This window comes from Chlorogloeopsis fritschii PCC 6912, from assembly GCF_000317285.1.
Taxonomy (GTDB): Bacteria; Cyanobacteriota; Cyanobacteriia; order Cyanobacteriales; family Nostocaceae; genus Chlorogloeopsis; species Chlorogloeopsis fritschii.
The window spans coordinates 1-21,958 of record NZ_AJLN01000040.1; the positions used below are offsets into that span (position 1 = coordinate 1).

Sequence of the window (21,958 nt, forward strand, 5' to 3'; positions counted from 1 at the left end):
CCTCCTTGCGGCAGAGGTGATTTTGAAGGTGAACTTAGGGGCAATTTGGCTTTAGCGATGAAGACATTGAAAACTTTCTGAAGTAAATTCAAGAGCGCGATCGCATTACTGAAGTATTCATCGGTTCTTGGATCATTGACATCTTACACCATTCTCAAGAAGAGCCAGAGGCTCTTAATTCTCGTTACCAGGTTCAACCTGGTAACGGGGGAAGACAAGCTTTCAGGATAAAATGCTTCTACGATCGCCTTCTCAACTTCACCCTTCAACCTTTGAACTCGGAATTTTGTCTTCAGAACTCGAAACGTCAGGTTTTTTACTCGGAGCTTCAGCTTCAGAACTCGAAATGTCGGGCTTTTTACTCCAATAATAAAGTTCAGAACTCGGAACGCCGAGCAATTTACTCCAACATCTGAGTTCTGAACTTCAACTTTGCACCTCAAAAGTGCAATTACCGAGCTATTTTCTACAAAACTGGCTCCTGAGACTTGCCCTTTCGAGATTTACGGGCGAAACGTTGCCCCATTTCCTCAACTACTGTATCTAATCCCGATCCTTGTCCACTGGCTTTAGCATAGTTATACACTTGCAAGGCTGCTGCATATGCTTCACTGCCAACTGCCAGAAAAGTATCATCTACTAATTCTTGCAACTGTGTCAGCGATAGTAATAGTGGATACAACGCTTCAAACAATTGCACATCCTTCCGCATTTCTTCCAAATCAAACGATCGCGGCAAAAAATCAGGATTCTGTGTTGCTGCCTCTAATGCCTTACTAACAAAAGCTCGACTCTTGTCTCCCATTTTGGGTAAAGCTTTACGCTCCTCGGCACTCAAATCAATTAAAAATGGTAGCTTTTCTTTAATTGTGGCGATCGCTTGCAACACAGCGTCTCTATCTTTTGTTGCCAGTGTTGCACTCACGGTAGTTCTGGACATAGAAGTAAATCTCTAGTATGGTTCTCTACACTAGAGTGCCCATATATACAAATAAAAGTATTATGTTCCAAACTCATCATTTATGCAGATCTGGTTTTGGTAAAAGGCGATCGCACCCTCACCCTACAATTAAACAACGCTCAACCCTCATTGTGCTGAAACTGGCTCAATAACCAAGTCCCAACTTCGGATTGGCTCATTTGACGGCTAAGACGTAAAGCTTCCTCTAAAATAGCGATCGCCAATCCAGGCAATACTTGAGATTCACGTATACGTTTACTGCCCTGATCTGCCATAGCATAGGCGATAATTTGGGCATTTTGTACATCTACTACCCAATATTCAGCAACACCAATATCTTCGTATAGCGATCGCTTTGTACCTAAGTCATCAAGCAGAGATGTTTTAGCAATCTCAATCACTAAATCTGGTGCAGGGTAGCGATCGAGGTTAACAATCCCTGTACCAGTTGGGATAGTTTGAGCGCGTTCTTTAAGATAATACGCCACATCAGGCTGACAGTCGTGAACACCAATTTTACGAAAAGTTGTGGTGTCTAAACCTGTGGCTAAAATCCCTTTCAGTGTCGCAAATAGAGTTACAGCAAAAATAATTACCACATGATCTTTACCATGATCAAAACTCACTGGTGGCATTTCCAGCCTCATATGTCCTTTGTAGTAGTAGCTTTTTCCCTTCTCGTTGAGCAAGTTGGTGACTATCTGCTCATACTCATCCCAACAAGTGTAAATCCATGTATCTGTGGGTAACTGGGTTTGTAACTCACTCATTTTCTAACCTTGTTTCTCGGCAAACTCTAAAAATGCACTTGCAATCTCATCTAAATCGCGAGCAATAAATGGTAGCTTTTCTTTAATGGTAGCGATCGCCTGAGACTCGACAATTAAACAACGCTCAACCCTCCTTTTGCTGAAACGATAGACTCTACAACTTTCTTTAAGATCTCTTGTAAGGCATACTCATATCGACTATGAATATTTATAAAATCTGATGATACTTTCTGGTTGATTCTTACAAAATTAAAGTAGGCAACACGATGGAGAAGGTAATTGACCTAATGTTGCCCAACTACGGTATATGTTTTTCTACGTAACCTGCGGTTTACCCAAATTGCCACTCTTAGGAGAACAGTGTATGGATAGGAGCGGTTACGGGGATGAGATTTACTACGTAGTAGTTTAGTTTAAAAAATGACTTTGAAAAAATAAGGAGGTTCACCATGGCTAAAGTTGCACAGCAGATGGTGGAGCAATCCGGAATTGATGTGAAGGAACTGGTAGAAAAGCTTGTCCGGGCGGCAGCAGCAGAATTTACAACATACTACTACTACACAATCTTGCGAGCCAATGCCATTGGCTTTGAAGGTGAGGGATTGAAAGAAATTATTGAGGATGCTCGACTGGAGGATCGCAACCACTTCGAGGCTCTGGTTCCGCGTATTTATGAGTTAGGTGGTGAACTGCCGCGAGACATTCGCGACTTTTCCAATGTCGCAGCCTGTCCTGATGCTTACCTACCAGAACGCGATCGCGGTAATGGTAATGAAAGTACATCAGCACGAGTCGGCTTTACCGGTGGCGGAACTGAGGAGGCAAAGCAAGCCATCTCAGAGGTCAAGCAGGGAGTAGAGCAAGGTAATATTAGGCCGATGTTGCAGGTATTGGTAGAAGCCGAGCGCTGTGCAATCAGGGTTTATACTGACATTTGCAATCTGACTTTCGGCAAAGATCATCGTACCTATGAACTGTCTCTAGCGATCTTGAATGAAGAAATAGAGCATGAAGCTTGGTTTAGCGAATTTCTCGGTGAAGGGCCATCAGGACACTTCCGTCGAGGCGTGCCAGGTGAATCACCTTATACCTCCCGGTTCTTGGTTGTGCCTAACGGTCATAACGGCAAATAAGTAGTTGGGCAAAATAAAATCATTCGTAGAGACAGGGAAAAGGGAACAGGGAACAGTTGACAGGGAATAGGGGGATTATTTCTCTCCCCACGCCAGGTGCTACAACCGAGCGGAGCCGGAGACTCCGAAAGCTCCGGGGAACCTCCCAAAGTTCTGAGCGGCGCAAGCCGTACCTACTTCTATCCGCTCCGCGTCTACCGCGTCTTTTGACTTCTCTTTGCAACGCACTGGCTCCTCTCCCCCTCCTCTTTCTAGCCCCTAGCTCCTATTTCCCCCTGTCTTCTTCTCATAAACAAACTTGATGTACAGGAGCAGTCAAGTTGGAGTCAGAGGCAGTGTCTTATGTAACAGTGGCAAAGGTAGAGGAGATTCCACCAGGACAAACACGGATGCTACAGGTAGGCTCATGTTCGATTGTACTTGTAAACGATTTAGGTGAATTCCACGCTTTACAAGGTCTGTGCGGACACCAAAATTTGCCATTAGCAGGAGCTAAGGTTTGGCAAGGAGTACTGGATTGCCCTTGGCATCATTTTCAGTATGATATCCGCACGGGAGAGAATCTTTACCCTAAACGCATCTATCCACTCAATGCTCTCCCCAAACTACGAGAGCAAATCTCCTCCCTACGTATCTATCCTGTGCAAATAGTCGATGGCAAAGTGCAGGTGAGAGTGCCGCAAAGCTGTGAGTTAGGCTAATAATATAGCCGATGAGGTGGAGAAGTATATCAGCCCAGAGGTAACGTTGAGAGGCAAATCATATGGACGCCGAGGATCTTCTGAGGCGCTATGGGATTGGAGAAAGGGATTTTCACACTGTAGATTTACGTGGAGCAAAGCTGCAAGAAGTAGATCTGAGTGGGATAGTTCTGAAGAAGGCTATCTTGTGTGAAGTAGACCTAAGTGGAGCAAACCTAGTCGGGGCAGATCTAAATGGGGTAGTTTTGCAGCGAGCTAACCTAAATAGAACACGTCTAAATGAGTCTCACTTAGTTGGGGCAGATCTATATAAAGCAAATCTAACTAATGCAGATTTAAATGGAGTTATTTTGTGGAGAGCAGTGCTAGAGAAAGCTATCTTGTCTCAAGCTGACTTGAGTAGGGCAAATTTGGATGATGCGAATCTGACTGGAGCAAACTTGAGTAAAGCAAACTTAAAGGCGGCAAAGTTAAGTAAAACAAACCTGAGCAAGACAAATCTAACCGAGGCAAACCTTTGTCGGGCAACTCTGATTGAGACGAAACTGATTTTGGCAGACTTACGTGGAGCAAATTTAGAGTTGGCAAATCTGACTAAGGCGAACCTCACAGAGGCAGACTTAAGTCGAGCTAACCTAGAGGGTGCTAACTTGAGTGGAGCAAATCTAAGTGGGGTAAACCTAAGTGGGGCGAAACTAACTGGAGCAAATTTACACAAAGCAAATTTAATTGAGGCCAAATTAATTTTGGCTGGTTTGCGTGGGGCAAATTTGGAACGAGCAGAGCTGACTAAGGCAAACTTAACAGAGGCAGATCTGAGTTGGGCACGTTTGAATGGTGTCAATCTCAGTGGAGCCTGCCTGCACCGAGCAATTCTCACAGATGTAAATCTGGATTCAGCGATTCTGCGTGGTGCTGACTTAATTGAGGCAAAGCTGGATCAAGTTGAGATGAATAACTTAGATCTAAGTTGGGTAACAATGCCTAATGGAGTAGTCTACTTCTGAGTTAAAAAGGAAAGAAAGTTTTTTCATGTGTTCTGGTGTACGCAGTTCATGGTGGCTACTTACATAGAAAATCAGGTGTTACTGATTTAAAGTATGATTTGCCTCACGCAGAGGAGCCACTGCGGTGGACGGGTTTCCCGGCATAAAGCAAGTGGCGTCCGCAGAGGCGCAGAGAGTAAGAGTTTGAAATGCCTGATTTTTAAATTTCATACCTCAATTCACTAATGCCGAAAATAATCTGGTTGCAACTGTTCGTGGAGGTTTCAATGGTATTGCAACTGCTCAAGCAAACGGTTTTGTTCACCGAAGAGGACGAAAAGTATCTGCGTCAGGCTGGTGAAGTGTTGGCAGATCAAATTACAGCAACAATTAAACCTTTCCTCGCAAAGAAAGGCCATAGTCTTGATGATGTGGAGAAAATGTATCAAGCTTGGTTTAAGTCGGTAGTCCTGCAAGTCACTTTGTGGTGTTACCCTTACGTGAAGGACGGTGATTTTTAAACTCACTGCTCAAGTAAAGGTAAAAATTTCCGAATCAAACCAATTGTCACGGCAGGAAGCTCCAATTGGGGAGTAAAACCTACATCATCTAAATGTAGAAAAATCCGAATCGCTTTAGGGTTCATTTCAGCGAAACGACGTCCTACATCAGGCCCAGTATACTTTGACTTTTGCCCCCATATGATAGCAGTGGGAACAGTTAATTGAGGAATGTATGTGGACAAATCAAAGGATAAATCTCCGCGCACAAAAGCAAGAGCAGCATACTCAGCATTAAACTGTTGGGCAGATTGCAGGTATGCTTCGACAATTTCGGGGTAAATTCTTTCTGGGCGGGCAAACTGGCGTTGTTCTAGAAAACTGCGAATGCCAAAGCTTGTGGAAACCCCAGTCATGTATAGTAGACGATCCAGCATCGGGATTTTGATGATTTGAGCAGAAAAGCTATTTTTGTAGTCTTCGCCAAATTCTTCAAGAGCTGCTGGTGTAACTAAAATCAATGACTTGAATAAATCAGGACGAGCGATCGCCGCACGAATGGTAAAAGCAGCCGTCAATCCCGAAGCGATCGCCACAGTCGGAATGCTATAGGTATTTTCGATAAACTCAATAATGGTTGTAATGTAGTCTTCAATCTGATAGCTGTGGGCTGGATGATCCGAGTGTCCCCAACCAATCAAATCTGGTGCCAAAACTTGATAATCTGGAGCAAAAGCCGGGTAAACTTTCGACCATTCATAGGCAGACGAACCACCACCAAAGGCGTGTAAAAAAACTAATTTGCGATCGCTTGATTTGGGGACATCCAGATCTACCCAAGGCTTTTCGTCAGCAGTATAGTAAACCATTCTGCCTAGCTTAGTCATCACGGAATTTTGGCTAAAGCCTGGTGGCACAAACATAAATTCAACCCCTATACGCACAATCAACTATAGGTCTATTATTTCGATCCTGCTGGCGATCGCCATAAAAGTGCATCATTCTCAAGTTGCATCCCATTCAATGAAGTGCGATGCTGCATAGACATGAGACTCACTTTTGATATCATTGACGAACAAACCGCTCGGTATATACTCACTTGGCGCTACGAACCACCTTATGACTTCTATAACTCAGATTCTGAGAAACTAGAGTCTGCTCTTACAACGTTGCTGAATCCAGAAAACTGTTACTACAGTATTTGGGATGAAAGCCGGGCTGTAATTGGATATTGTTGTTTTGGAAACGAGGCGCAGGTTCCAGGAGGAGACTACAGTCAGGGAGCGTTGGATGTTGGCATGGAATTGCGCCCAGATCGAACAGGTAAAGGACAAGGTACTCAAATTATTCAAGCGGTAATCGTATTTGCTCGGCAAAACTTCCAGGCTAGTAAGCTACGGGTAACGATCGCTGCCTTCAATCAACGGGCACTGCGGGCGTGGCAGAAGGCTGGCTTTGAGATTGTCAAAGAGTTTGTCAAGGCTGCGGATAGCCAAAGGTTTTTCATCTTGATGGGATATTTCGTTTAACTCAAAGCCGATCCAAACAAGAGCGATCGCCATTTCCAATCACAACCCCTGAAATCTGTAAAGGGGAATTGGGGACTAGGTACTTGTGACTAGGGGAAAGGAACCCTCAGGAAATTTGATTCCTCTGCGTCGCGCACCTCGACTCAAGGTCAGTAATACTTATTTATCTCTTATTTATCTCTTATTCATATCTTATTTGTCTTTGTCAACTAGCTTTATTAAGTTATATTGCACAGCTTCTTAAATACATAGAAATATGCTTGTAATTGTCATCATTTTTATCAATGCTTAAATCAAAAATCTGCTTTAGAAATGCAGAATTGAGAGCAAGCATAGATTTTTAATGATAGTCATGATAGTCATTTGACTATTGCATAATCATCCCAAGTAACATTTAGCCATTTATATAAACTTTTCCTTATATCAGTAATCTAATATTTATTTAATAATCACTGGTTTAGAATGAACTTTTTTGACTTAAAAGCTGTAAGCTATTGAAAAGAAACAGCGTAAATGATTTTTTTAAATACAAAAGCGTGATTGCAAATACAGAATTTTTATGATGTTTGCCATCTCCTTTGTTGATATCGGCTGATGGTCAACCTTACATAGCGTGAAATACGCCCTAGTAGAGCAAGAAACACCAATTTTTTCTTGCCCAGAATTGTCATATCTAAAAAACAAATTTACACACAGAGGTTATCATGTCTGAGCTTTTTAACCAATTTACTCGTCGGAAATTTTTGTTAACAGCAAGTCTGTCTGCAAGTGCTGTTTTACTCAAGGGTTGTTTGGGAAATCCACCAGAACCAGGGGGTGGTAGCGCTCAAACTCAGTCAGCAGTGCAGCCGGTTGCTAATATTAGTCCAGAACAAAAACCAGAAATTACTAAAGTTAAGCTGGGATACGTTCCGATTGTTGAAGCAGCGCCTTTAATTATTGCTAAAGAAAAAGGCTTTTTTGCGAAGTATGGCATGACTGATGTTGAACTTTCCAAGCAAGCTTCTTGGGGTTCGGCAAGGGATAATGTTGAAATTGGATCTGCTGGTGGTGGTATTGATGGCGGACAGTGGCAGATGCCAATGCCACATTTAATTACAGAAGGTTTAATTACCAAGGGCAATCAAAAAATTCCCATGTATGTTTTAGCGCAGTTGAATACTCATGGGAACGGAATTGCGATCGCAAGCAAGCACCAAGGCAAGGGTATTAGTTTGCAACTTGCTGGAGCTAAATCTTTATTTAGCCAACTCAAATCAACCAACACACCTTTCACAGCAGCTCAAACATTTCCCGCAGTCAACCAAGATTTTTGGATTCGCTATTGGTTAGCTGCTGGTGGTATAGATCCAGATGCAGATATAAAGTTGCTGACGGTACCGGCAGCGCAAACAGTCGCCAACATGAAGACAGGAACAATGGACGCCTTCAGTACTGGTGACCCTTGGCCTTATCGTATTGTTAAAGACAAAATTGGCTTTTTAGCAGCATTAACAGCAGAAATTTGGAAGAATCATCCTGAAGAATATCTGGCGATGAGAGCGGATTGGGTTGATAAAAATCCCAAGGCTACCAGAGCACTTTTAAAAGGAATCATGGAAGCGCAGCAATGGTTAGATAATTTTGAAAACCGCAAAGAAGCAGCAGAAATTCTCGGTGGACGCAACTATTTTAATCTCCCAGCAGAAATCCTTGCAGGCCCATTTCAAGGCAATTACGACATGGGCGAGGGTCGCACAATAAATGATAAATCAATGGCACCTTACTATTGGAAAGACGGAAAAGGTAGCGTTTCTTATCCTTATAAGAGTCATGATTTATGGTTTATTACAGAAAGTGTGCGTTGGAATTTCTTGCCAAAAGATTACATAGCCAATAATGGTGCTAAGGCTAAGGAATTAATTAATAAAGTCAACCGTGAAGATATTTGGAAAGAAGCAGCTAAAGAAGCAGGAATAGCAACTGCTGATATTCCCACAAATACATCTCGTGGTGTGGAAGAATTTTTTGATGGCATCAAGTTTGATCCAGAAAAACCAGAAGCATACTTAAAGAGCCTCAAAATCAAGAAAGTCAGTGTGTAGAACCACAACTCACAAGCAATCAACAAACCCCAAAAATCACCAGTAGAGGAGAGCAAAATCAATGACAGTAGCCAGCAGACGACGTCCTAACCCTAGTTTTGACAATAGCTTTATATCCCGCTTGCAAAAGCAATTTCCTGACCTTTTCCCTCCTGTTATTGCGATTATTATATTTCTAGCTGTATGGCAGCTGTTTTCTTGGCTTCCAGGGGCAACCCTACCAGGGCCAATTCAAGTTGTTCAAGACACTTGGATATTGATTTTATATCCCTTTTATGACAGAGGTGGAATTGACAAGGGTTTATTTTGGCAGATTTTAGCTAGTCTCAAGCGAGTAGCAATTAGTTACACCTTAGCTGCAATTTTCGGTATTGCTTTGGGCATTTTAATTGGTACTAATAAAACGATGTCCAAAGCGTTAGATCCTCTTTTTCAGTTATTGCGAACCGTACCTCCCTTGGCTTGGGTTCCTATTTCCCTAGCAGCTTTGCGACAAAATGAACCAGCAGCATTATTTGTAATTTTCATCACTGCAATTTGGCCAATTTTAATTAACACTGCTGTAGGGGTAAAAGAAATTCCTCAAGATTACAACAACGTTGCCAAAGTTCTACAACTTTCCAAAAAAGAGTATTTCTTTAATATTCTTATTCCTGCCGCATTGCCATACATTTTCACAGGCTTGAGAATTGCGATTGGTTTAGCTTGGTTGGCAATTATCGCAGCAGAAATTGTGATGTCAGGTATTGTCGGCATTGGCTTTTTCATCTGGGATGCTTATCAAAATAACAACGTCAGCGAAATCATCTTAGCCCTCATTTATATCGGTGCCGTTGGTTTGCTGTTAGATAAACTGATGGCTTGGATTCAAACATTAATTTTGCCACCTGCAGATCAAAAATAGTCAATAGCTAATGGCTAATAGCTAATAGTAGAAGTGCAATTAGCTATTAATTATTAGCAAGTCTTCTTTTCCCACTCCCTATTCACTATTCCCAAAGTGCCATGTCTGTATTTGTTGCAATTGACCAAATTGATAAGGTTTTTAATCTCAGCAATGGTGGACAATACATTGCCCTCAAAGGTATTGACTTACAAATTAAAAAAGGCGAATTTATTTCCCTAATTGGTCACTCCGGTTGTGGTAAATCTACATTATTAAATATGATTGCTGGTTTGGATTTACCAAGTGATGGTTTGGTTACTCTTGAGGGTAAACGTATCACCAAACCAGGGCCAGACCGAATGGTAGTTTTCCAAAATTATTCGTTGCTGCCTTGGCGAACGGTACGAGAAAATATAGCTTTGGCTGTAGATTCAGTCATGACGCATCTGCCAGCAAGCGAACGTCGCACCATTGTCGAACAACATATTGATATGGTGGGGTTGCGTCCTCATGCCGAGAAACCTCCAGCAATGTTATCAGGTGGACAAAAGCAAAGGGTAGCGATCGCCCGCGCTTTAGCAATTCGTCCCAAGTTACTGTTGCTAGATGAGCCATTTGGTGCTTTGGATGCACTAACGCGGGGTAATTTGCAAGAACAGCTGATGCAAATCTGCGAACAGAACGAAGTCACCGCTGTGATGGTTACCCACGATGTTGATGAAGCAGTGCTGCTTTCCGACAGAATTGTGATGCTCACCAACGGCCCAGAATCGAAAATTGGTGGCATTCTAGAAGTAGACATTCCCAGACCTCGCAAGCGGATGGAGGTGGTAGAACATCCCAGTTACTACAGCTTGCGCAGCGAGATGATTTACTTCCTCAACCAGCAAAAACGCATCAAAAAAATTCGGGCACGCAAAACCACAATTGTCTCGAAGCACGGTTTGGAAAAAGTCAATTTGGAAATTGGCTTTGTACCCCTAACTGCCTGCGCTCCCCTGGCAGTAGCAAAAGAGAAAGGCTTTTTCGCCAAGCACGGTTTAGATGATGTCAACTTGGTGCGCGAAACTAGTTGGCGCGGGATTGTTGATGGCATTGCAGGCGGATATTTAGATGCAGCCCAAATGCCCTCTGGAATGCCGATGTGGCTAACTTTGGGAGGCAATGAAAATCGACCTCTACCCATTGTTACCTCCCTGACGATGACGCGCAACGGTAACGCTATTACTCTTGCCAAACGCTTTTACGAACAAGGGATACAAACTGTCGCCGAATTCAAGCAGTATCTGAAAAGCACCCGCGACAGAGGGCATATTATGGGGGTAGTGCATCCTTCCTCAATGCACAGCTTGCTGCTTCGTTACTGGCTAGCAGCTGGTGGTGTCGATCCCGATCAAGATGTGGATATTAAAACCATCCCCCCCGCCCAGATGGTAGCTGACTTGCAAGCTGGGACTATCGATGGTTACTGTGTAGGTGAACCTTGGAATATCCGTGCTGCGGCTGAGAACGTTGGCTTTACAATTGCTACCGATTTAGAGGTTTGGTTGGGACATCCGGGTAAAGTTCTCGGTGTAAGAGAAGATTGGGCAACAGCTTATCCCAATACCTACATTGCATTGACCAAAGCTTTGTTGGAAGCTTGTTATTACTGCTCGTTGCCAGAACATGCTGAGGAAATTCGGGAAATTTTGGCGCGACGGGAATATGTCAGCACCAATATTGAGTATATCCAAATCGAAGATCCAAATAATGTCACTTGTGACTTAGATCATCCGATGCAGGAATATGCCCATCACCAATTTTTTGCGGAGTCTGCCATTAACCGCCCCAGCCGTACCGAGCAAATATGGATTATGACGCAGTTAGCACGTTGGGGTGAAGTGCCTTTCCCCAGAAATTGGGTGGAAATTGTAGAACGGGTATGTCGAGTCGGTATATTTAGCACCGCCGCACGAGAATTGGGTATGGATACAAGTTATACTCGTCAGCCAATTAAATTGTTTGATGGTACCGTCTTTAACGCTGACGATCCTATTGCCTATCTCAACAGCTTGAAGATTAAGCACGATTTTTCTGTTGCAGAAGTTATTCTCGATGCACCGACAAGACGAGCTGCCTAATTCCTCGTTAAAAAAGAAAGGCAGAAGGAATAATCAACAGAGGATTGTTAGCACTGAAGCCCCTAGCACGCCAGTCGCCTTAACGGAGCGGAGCCTCCGCACGGCGCTGGCTCCCCTAGTCCCTAGTCCCTTCTACTTCAAAAATCACCATGCAAAACCGCAGTTTTAAAGTTACCAACCCAACTATGCAGAGATTAGGAGTGCCTTTAGCCACTGCAACTTCCAATCGCAAGCCTTATTTGCAAATTCAAGACGTAACTAAAGTCTATCCAACAAAGAACGGGCCTTTTACTGTTCTGGATGGGGTAAACCTCAATGTTGGTGAAGGAGAATTTATTTGTGTCATCGGTCACTCTGGCTGTGGTAAATCTACTCTCCTAAATATGGTATCGGGTTTTAACTCTCCCACCTCTGGGCAAGTCTTGCTAGAGGGAAAACCCATCACTAAACCAGGCCCCGATCGCATGGTTGTGTTTCAAAATTATGCTCTGCTACCTTGGCGGACTGCTTTTGAAAATATCTATTTGGCTGTAAATGCCGTTCATCCTAGTAAACCAGAGGCAGAAAAGTCGGCGATCGTTCGCGAACACCTAGCAATGGTGGGGCTGGGGGATGCAATGGATAAAAAGCCCACCCAAATGTCGGGTGGGATGAGACAACGGGTTTCTATTGCCCGCGCTTTGGCAATTCGTCCCAAAGTTCTAATTTTAGATGAGCCTTTTGGGGCGTTGGATGCAATTACCAAAGAAGAATTACAGGAAGAGTTGCTGAAAATTTGGAACGAAAACCGCTGCACGGTATTGATGATTACTCACGATATCGATGAAGCGTTGTTTTTGGCAGACAAGTTAGTGATGATGACTAACGGCCCTCATGCCAAAATCGGTGAAGTCATGGAAATTCCTTTCTCCCGTCCACGCGATCGCGCTCGAATTATGGAAGATCCACAATATTACAAGTTGCGTAATTACGCCCTTGACTTCCTCTTCAACCGCTATGCTCATGATGACGTAGGTTAATCATTCGAGCTCCGTTAGATCCCCGACTTTTTAGAAAAGTCGGGGATTTGTGTTTTTAGGGCAAATATGAGCAGTAAACTAACTATCGAATAATTCAAATGAACTCAAAAAACCGTTTACAGCCTGTGTCGGTGCATTTGTCTTTGGATATTGAACTCCCAAAGTATAAACTTTTCCTTCAATCAAGTATGTTCGTACAGCGATCGCCTGATTCTTGTTTTCAAAAAGGAATTCCTTACCCGGATATTTGGACAACTTCAGGACATTTTCCTGCTTGAGGCGAAACTGATTTGCAGATGTGATCTTGTCCTTGATAGCGTTAAAGATTAGCTCTGGGGAATTGCGTTGTGCTTTTGTTAAGTTAGGGGCGTATGCTGCCATATAACGCCCTTGATTAGAGCTAGAAGACAGAGTGCGAAAACTTAGTTGCTCGGCTTGAGTATCCAGAATTAGTGTTTCCTGACTCAGAACTCCTGGTGGCATCCAGAATGAGCAGTTACCTTCTCGAAAGACGACTAGCTGCCAACTCCTGCCTTTTGGATCGATGCTGATGGCTGGATGAGAAGGGCGGTTGAATTGCAACCGATTCTCCGATCGCAATCGCCCTTCTTCAAAGAAGCTGGCAAAGTCATTTTGTTGAGCAATAATTATTTCTGGATTCGGGATATCTACTTGCATCAGGCGCATCCCGGCATCGAGTTCTGTTAATACGTTCAGTGCAGATAGTGCCGCTTGGTTAGTCAATGTTGTTGTCAAAACAACAGCAACACTAAACAAGACGACTATTGTACTGCTTTGAGACTGAGATTTATTCACAAGCAATTCCAGAAGAAGGATTTAAAAGAACCTCGGATAGAGAGAACAGGGTTGAGGAACGGAGAAAAGCTTGAAGCATTAATGAAGTGATAGCTTAAAGAAATAAGGAATTAATAAGAAAAAAATATGATATAAGTCAACTATAAGTAATACCGATTCAAAAAATGTTTGCAATACATCTTGATGTAGAGACGTGCCATGGCACGTCTCTACAATGTCTATCTGTCGCATTCTTTTTTCAAATTGGTGTAATTGCAGCAAATACTTCATTCTTTGCAACAAATGCTCTTCCATTGATAAGAAATGCTTAAATCATTGCAGCAATTATGCCGCTGAATTCATAAGTAGCCTCCGTACACCAAAACACATGAAAAAACCCTTTCACCTGTTCCCCGTTCCCTATTCCCCCAACCCTATTTTCAAGCTAGACGGTCATGTAATAAATCACACAACGCTCGTCATGAAAATCTCTCTTCTCTAGCCCCTAGCCCCTAGCCCCTAGCCCCTATTTTCAAGCTAGTTCACACCTGCCAGTCCAAAATTTTAGCTACTTGACTCCAAACTGTCATGGGATCAAATGGTTTTGTAATCACACCAGCAACCCCCATCTGTGCAAAGCGTTGGCGATCGCTTGGCAATACTTTTGCCGTCAGCAGTACTACTGGTATTGATTGGGTAGCTGTATCAGCTTGAAGTTGTTCAAAAAACTGAAACCCATCCATATCAGGCATTGATACATCTAAAAGAATCGCATCTAAGCTTTCGTTTTTAACTTTGAGTAATCCTTCTTGCCCCGATTCAGCCATGATTGCTTGCCAGCCAGCAATCTTTTCCAGAGAAATTTGAACAACTCTGCGAATATCTTTTTCGTCATCTACAACAAGTATACGTTTAGTCATCCTATTTCCTAGTAATTGGCAATGTGAAATAAAACGTGCTTCCTTCTCCTACACGGCTCTCTACCCAAATTTTGCCGCCGTGTTGTTTGACAATACTTTTGCAGATAGCTAATCCTAGCCCAGTGCCTCCTTTAGAACGCGAATCGGAGACATCCACTTGTTGGAAACGTTCAAAAATAGTTTCGAGCTTGTCTGAAGGGATGCCACGCCCTTGATCGCGGACAGTAAATAAGATGCAGGGGGAGCGGGAAGACGCGGAGAAATTATCAAAAATCTTCTCCTTGTCCCCTATTCCCTGTCCCCTATCCCCTGTCACCTGTTCCCTATCCCCTATCCCCTCCTCTGCGCTTAACCAAACAGTACTGCCAGCAGGCGAGAATTTAATAGCGTTGCTTAACAAATTGATTAGTGTTTGCACGATCGCATCGGGAGCTACCCAGATTTGAATATTTGAAAATTTTACAGAAAGTGTGATATTTGCTTCGTCGGCTATTGCCTGTACTGATTCTGTTGCCTGCTTCACCAAATTGGCAACCTCGCACGCTTCCATCACAAGTTTGACTTTGCCTGACTCCAGCCGTTCCAAATCGAGGATATCGTTAACAAGACGCATTAGGCGATCGCTGTTGTTGAGTGCAATTTGCAGCAATTCTTTGATTTGTTCAGGATCGTGATCTAAAACACCCGTTTCCAAAATTCCCAAAGAACCGCGAATTGCCGTTAATGGAGTACGAAGTTCGTGAGAGACAATCGAGACAAACTCATCTTTCATGCGATTAATCTTGTAGCGATCGCTAATATCCTGAATTTGAGCAATGAAATAAAGGGGTTGTCTTTGTTGATCTCTGACGAGCGATATTTTGAGCAGAACGTGAATCGTATTGCCTGATGAGTGTAAGTATCGTTTTTCCGCTTGATAGACACGAATTTCACCTGCCAAAATCTGTCGCCGACTTTCCAAATCAGGTTCGAGATCATCAGGATGAGTGATGTCCGCAAATGTCAGTGCCAGCAGTTCTTCCCCGTTGTAGCCAAGAATTTCACACAAGGAATTGTTCACTTTGAGGAATTGTCCTTTGAGTGACACCAATGCCATGCCGATTGGTGCATTGTCAAATGCCTTGCGGAACTGTTCTTCGCTACGGCGCAGTGCTTCCTCTGTTTGGCAGTGCTCAGTTAGTTCAATTTGTAACTGATTGTAAAAGTTTGCTTGTTGAATTGCGATCGCCAGTTGATCTGCTACTGCTATTGTCAAATCTACTTCAAACTGCTGCCAAGCAGAGGGCGGATCTTTAACTAAGGTTAGGCTTCCCCATATTTGCTGTTCAACTTTGAGAGGAACTATCAAACAGGCTCCTTGATATGTTTGGGCTATTTCCTCTTCTGAAGCAACATCGTTAATAATTTGGACAATCTCAAATTGCTTGATTTTTGTTGCTATGGGGTTACTTGTATCAGGGATTTCAAAGCCGACGGTGTTTCCTAAGCTCGGATCTTGGACATAATCTGCTGCACTCACCCAGATGCCACGCTCTGGTAGATACTGCATAATATTCACCCGCATTACTTGGAGAAGCAAACCCACTTCCGAGACTGTGGTTGCAAATATAGTATCCAAATCTAGAGAATTTCTAATTGCTTGCACTACTCGGTTGAGTGTTTGCTCTCGTTGGGCTTGCTGGCGAGTTTGCTGATATAGCTGACTTTGCTGGATTGCAATTGCTAATTGGTTGCTGATTTGCTGTAAAAAGTCTGCCTCTGATTGTTGCCACTGCCGATGCTGGGAACAGGCATGAACAATCAACAGCCCCCAAACTTTAGTTGATGAGTTTTCTGTTGTTTGCACAATCGGTGCAACTATTTTAGATTTAACTCCAATTTTTTGCATAAATTCTACGAGACAGGAGCTAAAATCCTCTGCAAACACATCACTAACAATGCGAGGTTGTCCTTGGCAGTAATACTCATAGCATTCCTGAGGAAAACACTCATCAGGAAAAAGCATTTGCTCGGTAACTGGGTATTCTGGACGTACAGCCTCCTGAATTACCTGCCCTGTGCCATTTCCGTGCAGGCGGAAAATCAATGCTCGATCCGATTGGAGTGTTTGCAGCACTTCATTCACGGTTGTAGCTAGAATTTGTTCCAAATCGAGTGATTGACGAATGCGTTGAGTAATTCCTCTGAGCAACTGCTCTCGTTTAGCCTGTAGCCGTACTGCTTCTTCAGCTTTTTTGCGTTCTGTCAGATCGCGAATTACTACTAAAACCTCATCGACATCCAGCGGCATCACTCGCACTTCTTGCCAGAGAGATTGTCCTTGAATTACGAATGGAAACTCGTAAACTTGAATTTCTCCTGTTTGCAGGGCATTTTCGATCGCAGCTATTCTTCGTTGTGCTACTTGAGGAGAAAGAACAGCTTGCACGTTTAGCCCTACTACTAGGGGTGAGGCAGAGGTGAGAAATGCAGTTGTTGGCTTGACATCTAAATAAGTTCCATCTCGGTGCATCCGAATAATTAAATCGGGTAGTGCATTGACAATGGCTCGATTCAAGGCTTCACTTTGACGCAGGGCTTCTTCTGTCCATTTGCGATCGCTAATGTCAACTGATGTACCAATGAGCTTGATAACTTGTCCTTGGGCATTAAACAAAGGCTCACCTCGATAATCGAGGTAGCGAATTGAACCATCAGGTCGTACAATTCGCAAATCTAAGACATAAGGAATTCCTTGGGCGATCGCTTGTTCAAAAAAGTAGTTGAGAATTTCTCGATCCTCAGGATGAACTCTTTTTAGCAGTTCGGTATAACTTGGTTCCTCTGGAGTGGAATCGAACCCCCAATGATAGAATGTTTCTTCTGACCAAGTCATCTTTTGGCTGTTTAAATCGAATTCCCAACTACCTACTTGGGCTACACGTTGAGCCATCGTCAAGCGGGCTTCGCTTTGACGCAGAATTTCTTCAATCTGCTTGCGATCGCTAATATCAAACGTCATTCCTAATATTTGCTGAATCTCGCCTTGTTCATCCAATAAAGGTACGTACTTGACAATAAATGTGGAGGGCTTCTGTTCAGGCAACTTAATCGTACACTCTCCGATTTGCAGTGTTTTTGTAGAGATAGTTTTTTGCAGAATCGGCAAATAAGGTGCAGTTACTTCCGGTGGGAACAAATCGTCGTCTCGATAACCGATGAAGTGATCAAGTGTCCATCCTGTTAGTTCTCGCGCTTTTTCGTTGACGTACAAAAAGCGGCGATCGCGATCGTAAATGACAAACACATCAGGGGCATGATTTACAGCCAATCGGAACCGTTCCTCGCTTTGGCGCAGGGCTGCTGTTTTTTCAGCAACCCGGCATTTTAGTTCCTGTTCGTAGTCTGTCCATAGTTTTTCTGCTTGGCGTCGTTGCGTAATATCTCGGAAGGCATTAATAGCATAGATGACATTGCTATCATCATCAAATACTGGAATCGTATGTACCTCTAAGGGTATCCGCCTGCCATTTACCTCAATTTCCATGTCATCAATCAACGCGGTTTCTCCCCGCAGCCCTCGTGTAGCTGGTAACTGCTCTGTGGGGTAAAGTTGGTCGGTTCCTGCCACGTAGATCTGATAAACTTCAGAGTGTTGAGCAAACGATATGTCAGATACTAGTCCACGTCCCAAAATTTCTTCACCGACTTTGTTGATCAAAACCGGATTTTCTTTGGCATCAAAAACGCTAATTCCAATTGGGACATTACTCAAAAGGGTTGCAAATTTTTGTTCGCTGGCTTTTAGCGCTCGAAACGAACTATCTAGTTGATTTGCCATTACTTGGAAACCTTGGGCTAGTTGGGCAACCTCACCAATGCCACCTGTTGCGATTGGATAATTCAATTGTCCTTTAGTAATAGCTTGGGCTGCTTTTTTTAAGCGACGAATTGGGCGAGCAATCCAACAAGCTGTGAGAATTCCCGTCCCAATTGCTAATAGTAGTGTAAACCCTGACAATAACATCATCCGCTGGGTGTTGCCATCAAGGTCTGCTATCAAATCAGACTCTGGCAATACTGTTACAATTAACCAATCAAGACCAAACCGATCTGTGAAGGGGTTGACTTGTAGAAATAATCTTTTACCTTTGACTTCAAACTGAAGTTGCTCTGGTGTTTTAATCTTGGTTAAGTCACCAAAGTAAGAAACCAAATGTTGGGCTGTAAAACGAATCAGTGGTTCTTGACTTTCAGTTGCCTTGAGTCGTATGGTTTGTCTTTGATTGCTACTGATAAAGAATGGTTTTTCAGAGGTTGAAGAAGCTACAATCAGCCCAGAGCGTTCTAAGATCAGAACTTTTCCTTGCGTGCCAATTTTCAGATTACTGAGGAATTGATTAATATTTGCCAGTGTTAAATCAGTTGATAAAACACCTTGGAGCCGATTTAGTTGATCGTAGAGAGGATAGCTAGCGGCAATCCCTAAACCCGTAGAAGCAGGAATGTAGACATAAATCGGAGTCCATATCGGTTTGCTTGCTTTGGCAGCTGCTTGATAAAAGGGTCGCTTAGTAGCATCATAATTTTGTTGATGAACAAATTGCTGTGTGCGCTTGCCTTGATTATCTACACCATATACATGAAGAGTGCCTCGGACAAAATTTTCTGTGAATGCAACTGACAAACCGCGTTCATCATTGCCGGCAGAAATGTATCCGCCTTGGGGGTTGCTAAAATGAATCCTGCTGACAGAATTAAAGGCTTGGATTTGTTGTAAAAAATGGCTTTCTAAACTATTGGGATCGTTGATATCTATCTGATTCAAGTCGGTGGCGTTAGCGTTGAGGCGATTAATGAGTTGGGGAGTTTCTAAATAATCACTTAGATAGTGCTGTACGCGATCGCCCACTTCTTTCATTACCTGGTTTGCGACTTTGTGCGTTGAGCGCTGCCAAGCTTCATAGCAAAGATAGCCAATTACTCCAACAGTCGCCAGAAGTTGCAAGACAAAGGGAACCACTAGCAGTAGCCACAGCGGAATTTTGGCAAAATATTTTTGCAGGCGTTGAGACGAATTTGCCGAGTCGATCATGATGGATACAAGCAGTAAGTATTGCCTCCTCTTGCTTTGGCAGCATACAGTGCTTGAGTAGCGATCGCAATTGCATTTTGGAGAGATTTTTCTGTTGTGGGAACAGTACTAGTGATACCCAGACTCAAAGAGATCTGGCGAGTTTTGTCTGATGAATTTTGGGAAATTTGTAGATTAGCGATTTTAAACTGAATTTGCTCTACAACCTGCAATGCTGCATTGGGGTTGGAATTTGGCAAAACGACGGCAAATTTATCTTCTCCATATCGAGCTAATAGATCGCTAGTGGGGTTAATGCATTCTCTGATTGCGTTAGCAATTTGTTGCAAACAAAAATTTCCTGCCTGATAACCATGACTATCGTTATAGAAGGTGAAATTATCTACATCACATATAATCAGGGAAAGAGGGGCTTGCTCGCCACTCAGATGTTGCCACACCTGGGCAAGAAATTCATGAAAATATTGCCCAGAAGCAACCTTGGTAAGCCCATCCTTGTTTATCTCACTCTGCCATGCTTGAGATTCTTCTGGCAGTATTTTTAGTTGTTGTTGCTGTGAGCGTGAATTGCCTCCACCAAAACTGCGCGATCGCTCAATTCGATTGATGACGCGACTAACTAAGTCTGAACCAACGATCGGCTTGCAAAGAAAATCATCTGCTCCTGCTGCCAATGCTTGTTGAATAGAATCTATATCGGTGTGAGCAGTCACAACTACAATCGGTAAATCTGCGTAAGCTGAATCTTGCCGCACCACACGACACAAGTCAATTCCGTCGAAAGTTGGCATCTTCAAATCTAACAGCAACACATCTGGTTCTGTAAATTTTAGGATATGCCAAAACATTTCTGGATGAGGAACAGTCGTCACTTGCAGTCCGCAAGGTTGTAGCAGAGAGGTGAGTGTTTTCAGCATGACTGGATCATCGTCAACAACCATCACCTTGGCATCGGCAACTATATTACGTGACAAAACTGTAGCTATTGTTTCCAATAACTCTTGTGCTGTTACTGGTTTGAGGAGATAACGGACATTCCGAAAGCGGGCAATTGCAACTCTTTCATCTAAACGATCCTGTTTCGCCAGGATAAGTACTGGTATCGCGGGAAACTGCACCTTCAAATTTTGAACTAGAGACAGTTCGTTTGCTTGCATTGAAGTCCCATAAAGACTCAATACAATTACACTTGGAGCCTCTGTTACATTCCAATGGCAATCAATTACTCTACTGGGAGCAACTTCCAGTCGAAATCCTCGCTTTGTTGCTGCTTGTTGCAATGCTTCTGTAAATGAACTATCATCATCAATCACCACAACCAATGGTGTGGAGGCAGTTTGTGGAGTTGTAATCGTTGAAGGAGTTGGTTGTTTGGCAATTTCTTGCTTGAGTTCTTCTAAGAGTTGGCAGAACTTTGTATAAAGCTCCTCTTTTGGAAGCAATCTCTCCACAAACAAATGTTCGAGCGATCGCGCCAATTCCGAACCCCTAATATATCCAAATGTTCCTAATCCACCTGCTAGTCGATGTGCTTCCTCTGTGACTCGTTCTATTTCGGAAGAGTCGAGATGATTTAGTTGCAGTAATGACTTAGCTCTATCTAAAACCTCAAGCCGTTTTTCTAAGGAAGCTTGAAAATCTTGGAGTGCTTCATCAAATAGAACTATCCCTTCTTGTTTAAGGTAACTTTCCTGTTGCTTTGTCCAATCTAGTTGTTCTTCGTTGTGTTTTTTGTCTGTTTGTGGTGGAACTCTCAACCGATATCCCAATCGGTACACCGTCTCAATCACATCCTCCGTGATGCCTGCCGATTTCAGCCTGCGTCGCAAATCTTTAATCAAATTAGTCACCGCAGCATCTGTAGGTGATTCATCAATCGACCACAGGTGATCGATAATGGCACTGCGGCTGAAAATGCGTTGAGGATGGCGTAAAAACAGCTCTAGTAAACTATATTCCTTCGGACTCAGGGTAATGATCTGTTGCTGATAAGTTACCTGAATCAAGCCTGGATCGAGACACAACGCCCCCCATTTCAAAACAGGAGATGAAACAGCACTTCCCTGACGGCGCAACAAAGCACGAATTCTTGCGATCAACTGAGAAGGCTCACAAGGCTTTGTCACATAAACGTCTGCTCCAGCATCAAGCCCAGTCACAATATCTTCATCTGAGTCTTTTGCTGTCAGCATCAATATTGGAGTCTGACACCCCTGACGGCGTAAATGACGGCATAAGCTCAGTCCATCTATTTTAGGAACCATAAGGTCTAGTAAGATGGCACCATACTCTCCCTGAGTAGCCAACTCCAACCCCAACTGTCCGTCTGCTGCAGTATCTACAGTATAACGATAGGCAGTCAAAGCATTTGAGAGAAATTGAGCTATGGACGGATCATCTTCAATTAATAATATCTTCATGAAGGAATGACCTTCACTCAAGTGAACTCCTAGTAATGGTAATGTCCAAGATTTCAA

16 protein-coding genes are annotated in these 21,958 nt (G+C 43.2%); 9 read left to right on the plus strand and 7 right to left on the minus strand.

The features are described from left to right. Positions 1-466: 466 nt before the first annotated feature. Together UYC_RS0103355 and UYC_RS0103360 are read right to left on the minus strand one after the other, a co-directional pair. Entirely contained in the window at positions 467-940 is a 474-nt protein-coding gene (locus UYC_RS0103355) for a hypothetical protein (RefSeq protein WP_016879249.1), read from the minus strand. Positions 941-1,080: 140 nt separating this feature from the next. Beyond that, positions 1,081-1,731, minus strand: a complete 651-nt coding sequence (locus UYC_RS0103360) for a Uma2 family endonuclease (RefSeq protein WP_016873227.1) — start codon at positions 1,729-1,731, stop codon at positions 1,081-1,083. Positions 1,732-2,180: 449 nt separating this feature from the next. Between UYC_RS0103360 and UYC_RS0103365 the strand changes: the two genes are divergently transcribed. The 4 genes from UYC_RS0103365 to UYC_RS0103380 all read left to right on the plus strand — a co-directional run bounded on the left by UYC_RS0103365 (position 2,181) and on the right by UYC_RS0103380 (position 5,072). Further along, entirely contained in the window at positions 2,181-2,864 is a 684-nt protein-coding gene (locus tag UYC_RS0103365; protein ID WP_016873228.1) for a Dps family protein, read from the plus strand. A gap of 335 nt (positions 2,865-3,199) precedes the next feature. After that, complete coding sequence (locus tag UYC_RS0103370) at positions 3,200-3,565, plus strand: Rieske (2Fe-2S) protein (protein ID WP_235082870.1); 366 nt, start codon at positions 3,200-3,202, stop codon at positions 3,563-3,565. Between the two features lie 62 nt (positions 3,566-3,627). After that, positions 3,628-4,572, plus strand: a complete 945-nt coding sequence (locus UYC_RS0103375; protein WP_016873230.1) for a pentapeptide repeat-containing protein — start codon at positions 3,628-3,630, stop codon at positions 4,570-4,572. Between the two features lie 224 nt (positions 4,573-4,796). After that, entirely contained in the window at positions 4,797-5,072 is a 276-nt protein-coding gene (locus UYC_RS0103380) for a protoglobin domain-containing protein (RefSeq protein ID WP_016873231.1), read from the plus strand. Between the two features lie 2 nt (positions 5,073-5,074). On the opposite strand, the gene UYC_RS0103385 is transcribed toward UYC_RS0103380, so the two are convergent. After that, entirely contained in the window at positions 5,075-5,974 is a 900-nt protein-coding gene (locus UYC_RS0103385; protein WP_026087345.1) for an alpha/beta fold hydrolase, read from the minus strand. A 123-nt stretch (positions 5,975-6,097) separates the two neighbouring features. Between UYC_RS0103385 and UYC_RS0103390 the strand changes: the two genes are divergently transcribed. From UYC_RS0103390 to UYC_RS0103410, 5 genes are all read left to right on the plus strand, one after another. Continuing rightward, entirely contained in the window at positions 6,098-6,580 is a 483-nt protein-coding gene (locus UYC_RS0103390; protein ID WP_016873233.1) for a GNAT family N-acetyltransferase, read from the plus strand. Between the two features lie 704 nt (positions 6,581-7,284). Beyond that, on the plus strand, positions 7,285-8,664 hold the full coding sequence (locus UYC_RS0103395) for a CmpA/NrtA family ABC transporter substrate-binding protein (protein WP_016873234.1): 1,380 nt from the start codon (positions 7,285-7,287) through the stop codon (positions 8,662-8,664). Positions 8,665-8,725: 61 nt separating this feature from the next. Then, positions 8,726-9,568 carry a nitrate ABC transporter permease gene (gene ntrB, locus UYC_RS0103400; RefSeq protein ID WP_016873235.1) on the plus strand — a complete coding sequence of 281 codons (843 nt, stop codon included), beginning with the start codon at positions 8,726-8,728 and terminating at the stop codon, positions 9,566-9,568. A 101-nt stretch (positions 9,569-9,669) separates the two neighbouring features. Then, complete coding sequence (locus UYC_RS0103405; protein ID WP_016873236.1) at positions 9,670-11,673, plus strand: ABC transporter ATP-binding/substrate-binding protein; 2,004 nt, start codon at positions 9,670-9,672, stop codon at positions 11,671-11,673. A 149-nt stretch (positions 11,674-11,822) separates the two neighbouring features. Next, entirely contained in the window at positions 11,823-12,692 is an 870-nt protein-coding gene (locus UYC_RS0103410; RefSeq protein WP_016873237.1) for a nitrate ABC transporter ATP-binding protein, read from the plus strand. Positions 12,693-12,770: 78 nt separating this feature from the next. Here UYC_RS0103410 and UYC_RS0103415 read toward each other — a convergent pair whose 3' ends face one another. The 4 genes from UYC_RS0103415 to UYC_RS0103430 all read right to left on the minus strand — a co-directional run bounded on the left by UYC_RS0103415 (position 12,771) and on the right by UYC_RS0103430 (position 21,901). Continuing rightward, a complete protein-coding gene (locus UYC_RS0103415) occupies positions 12,771-13,508 on the minus strand; it encodes a hypothetical protein (RefSeq protein WP_016873238.1) in 738 nt (245 codons plus the stop codon). Positions 13,509-14,029: 521 nt separating this feature from the next. Further along, entirely contained in the window at positions 14,030-14,407 is a 378-nt protein-coding gene (locus tag UYC_RS0103420) for a response regulator (protein ID WP_016873239.1), read from the minus strand. A gap of 1 nt (position 14,408) precedes the next feature. Next, entirely contained in the window at positions 14,409-19,481 is a 5,073-nt protein-coding gene (locus UYC_RS0103425; RefSeq protein ID WP_016873240.1) for a PAS domain S-box protein, read from the minus strand. Then, positions 19,478-21,901 carry a response regulator gene (locus UYC_RS0103430; protein WP_016873241.1) on the minus strand — a complete coding sequence of 808 codons (2,424 nt, stop codon included), beginning with the start codon at positions 21,899-21,901 and terminating at the stop codon, positions 19,478-19,480. The genes UYC_RS0103425 and UYC_RS0103430 overlap by 4 nt, the downstream gene beginning before the upstream one ends. Positions 21,902-21,958 lie beyond the last annotated feature (57 nt).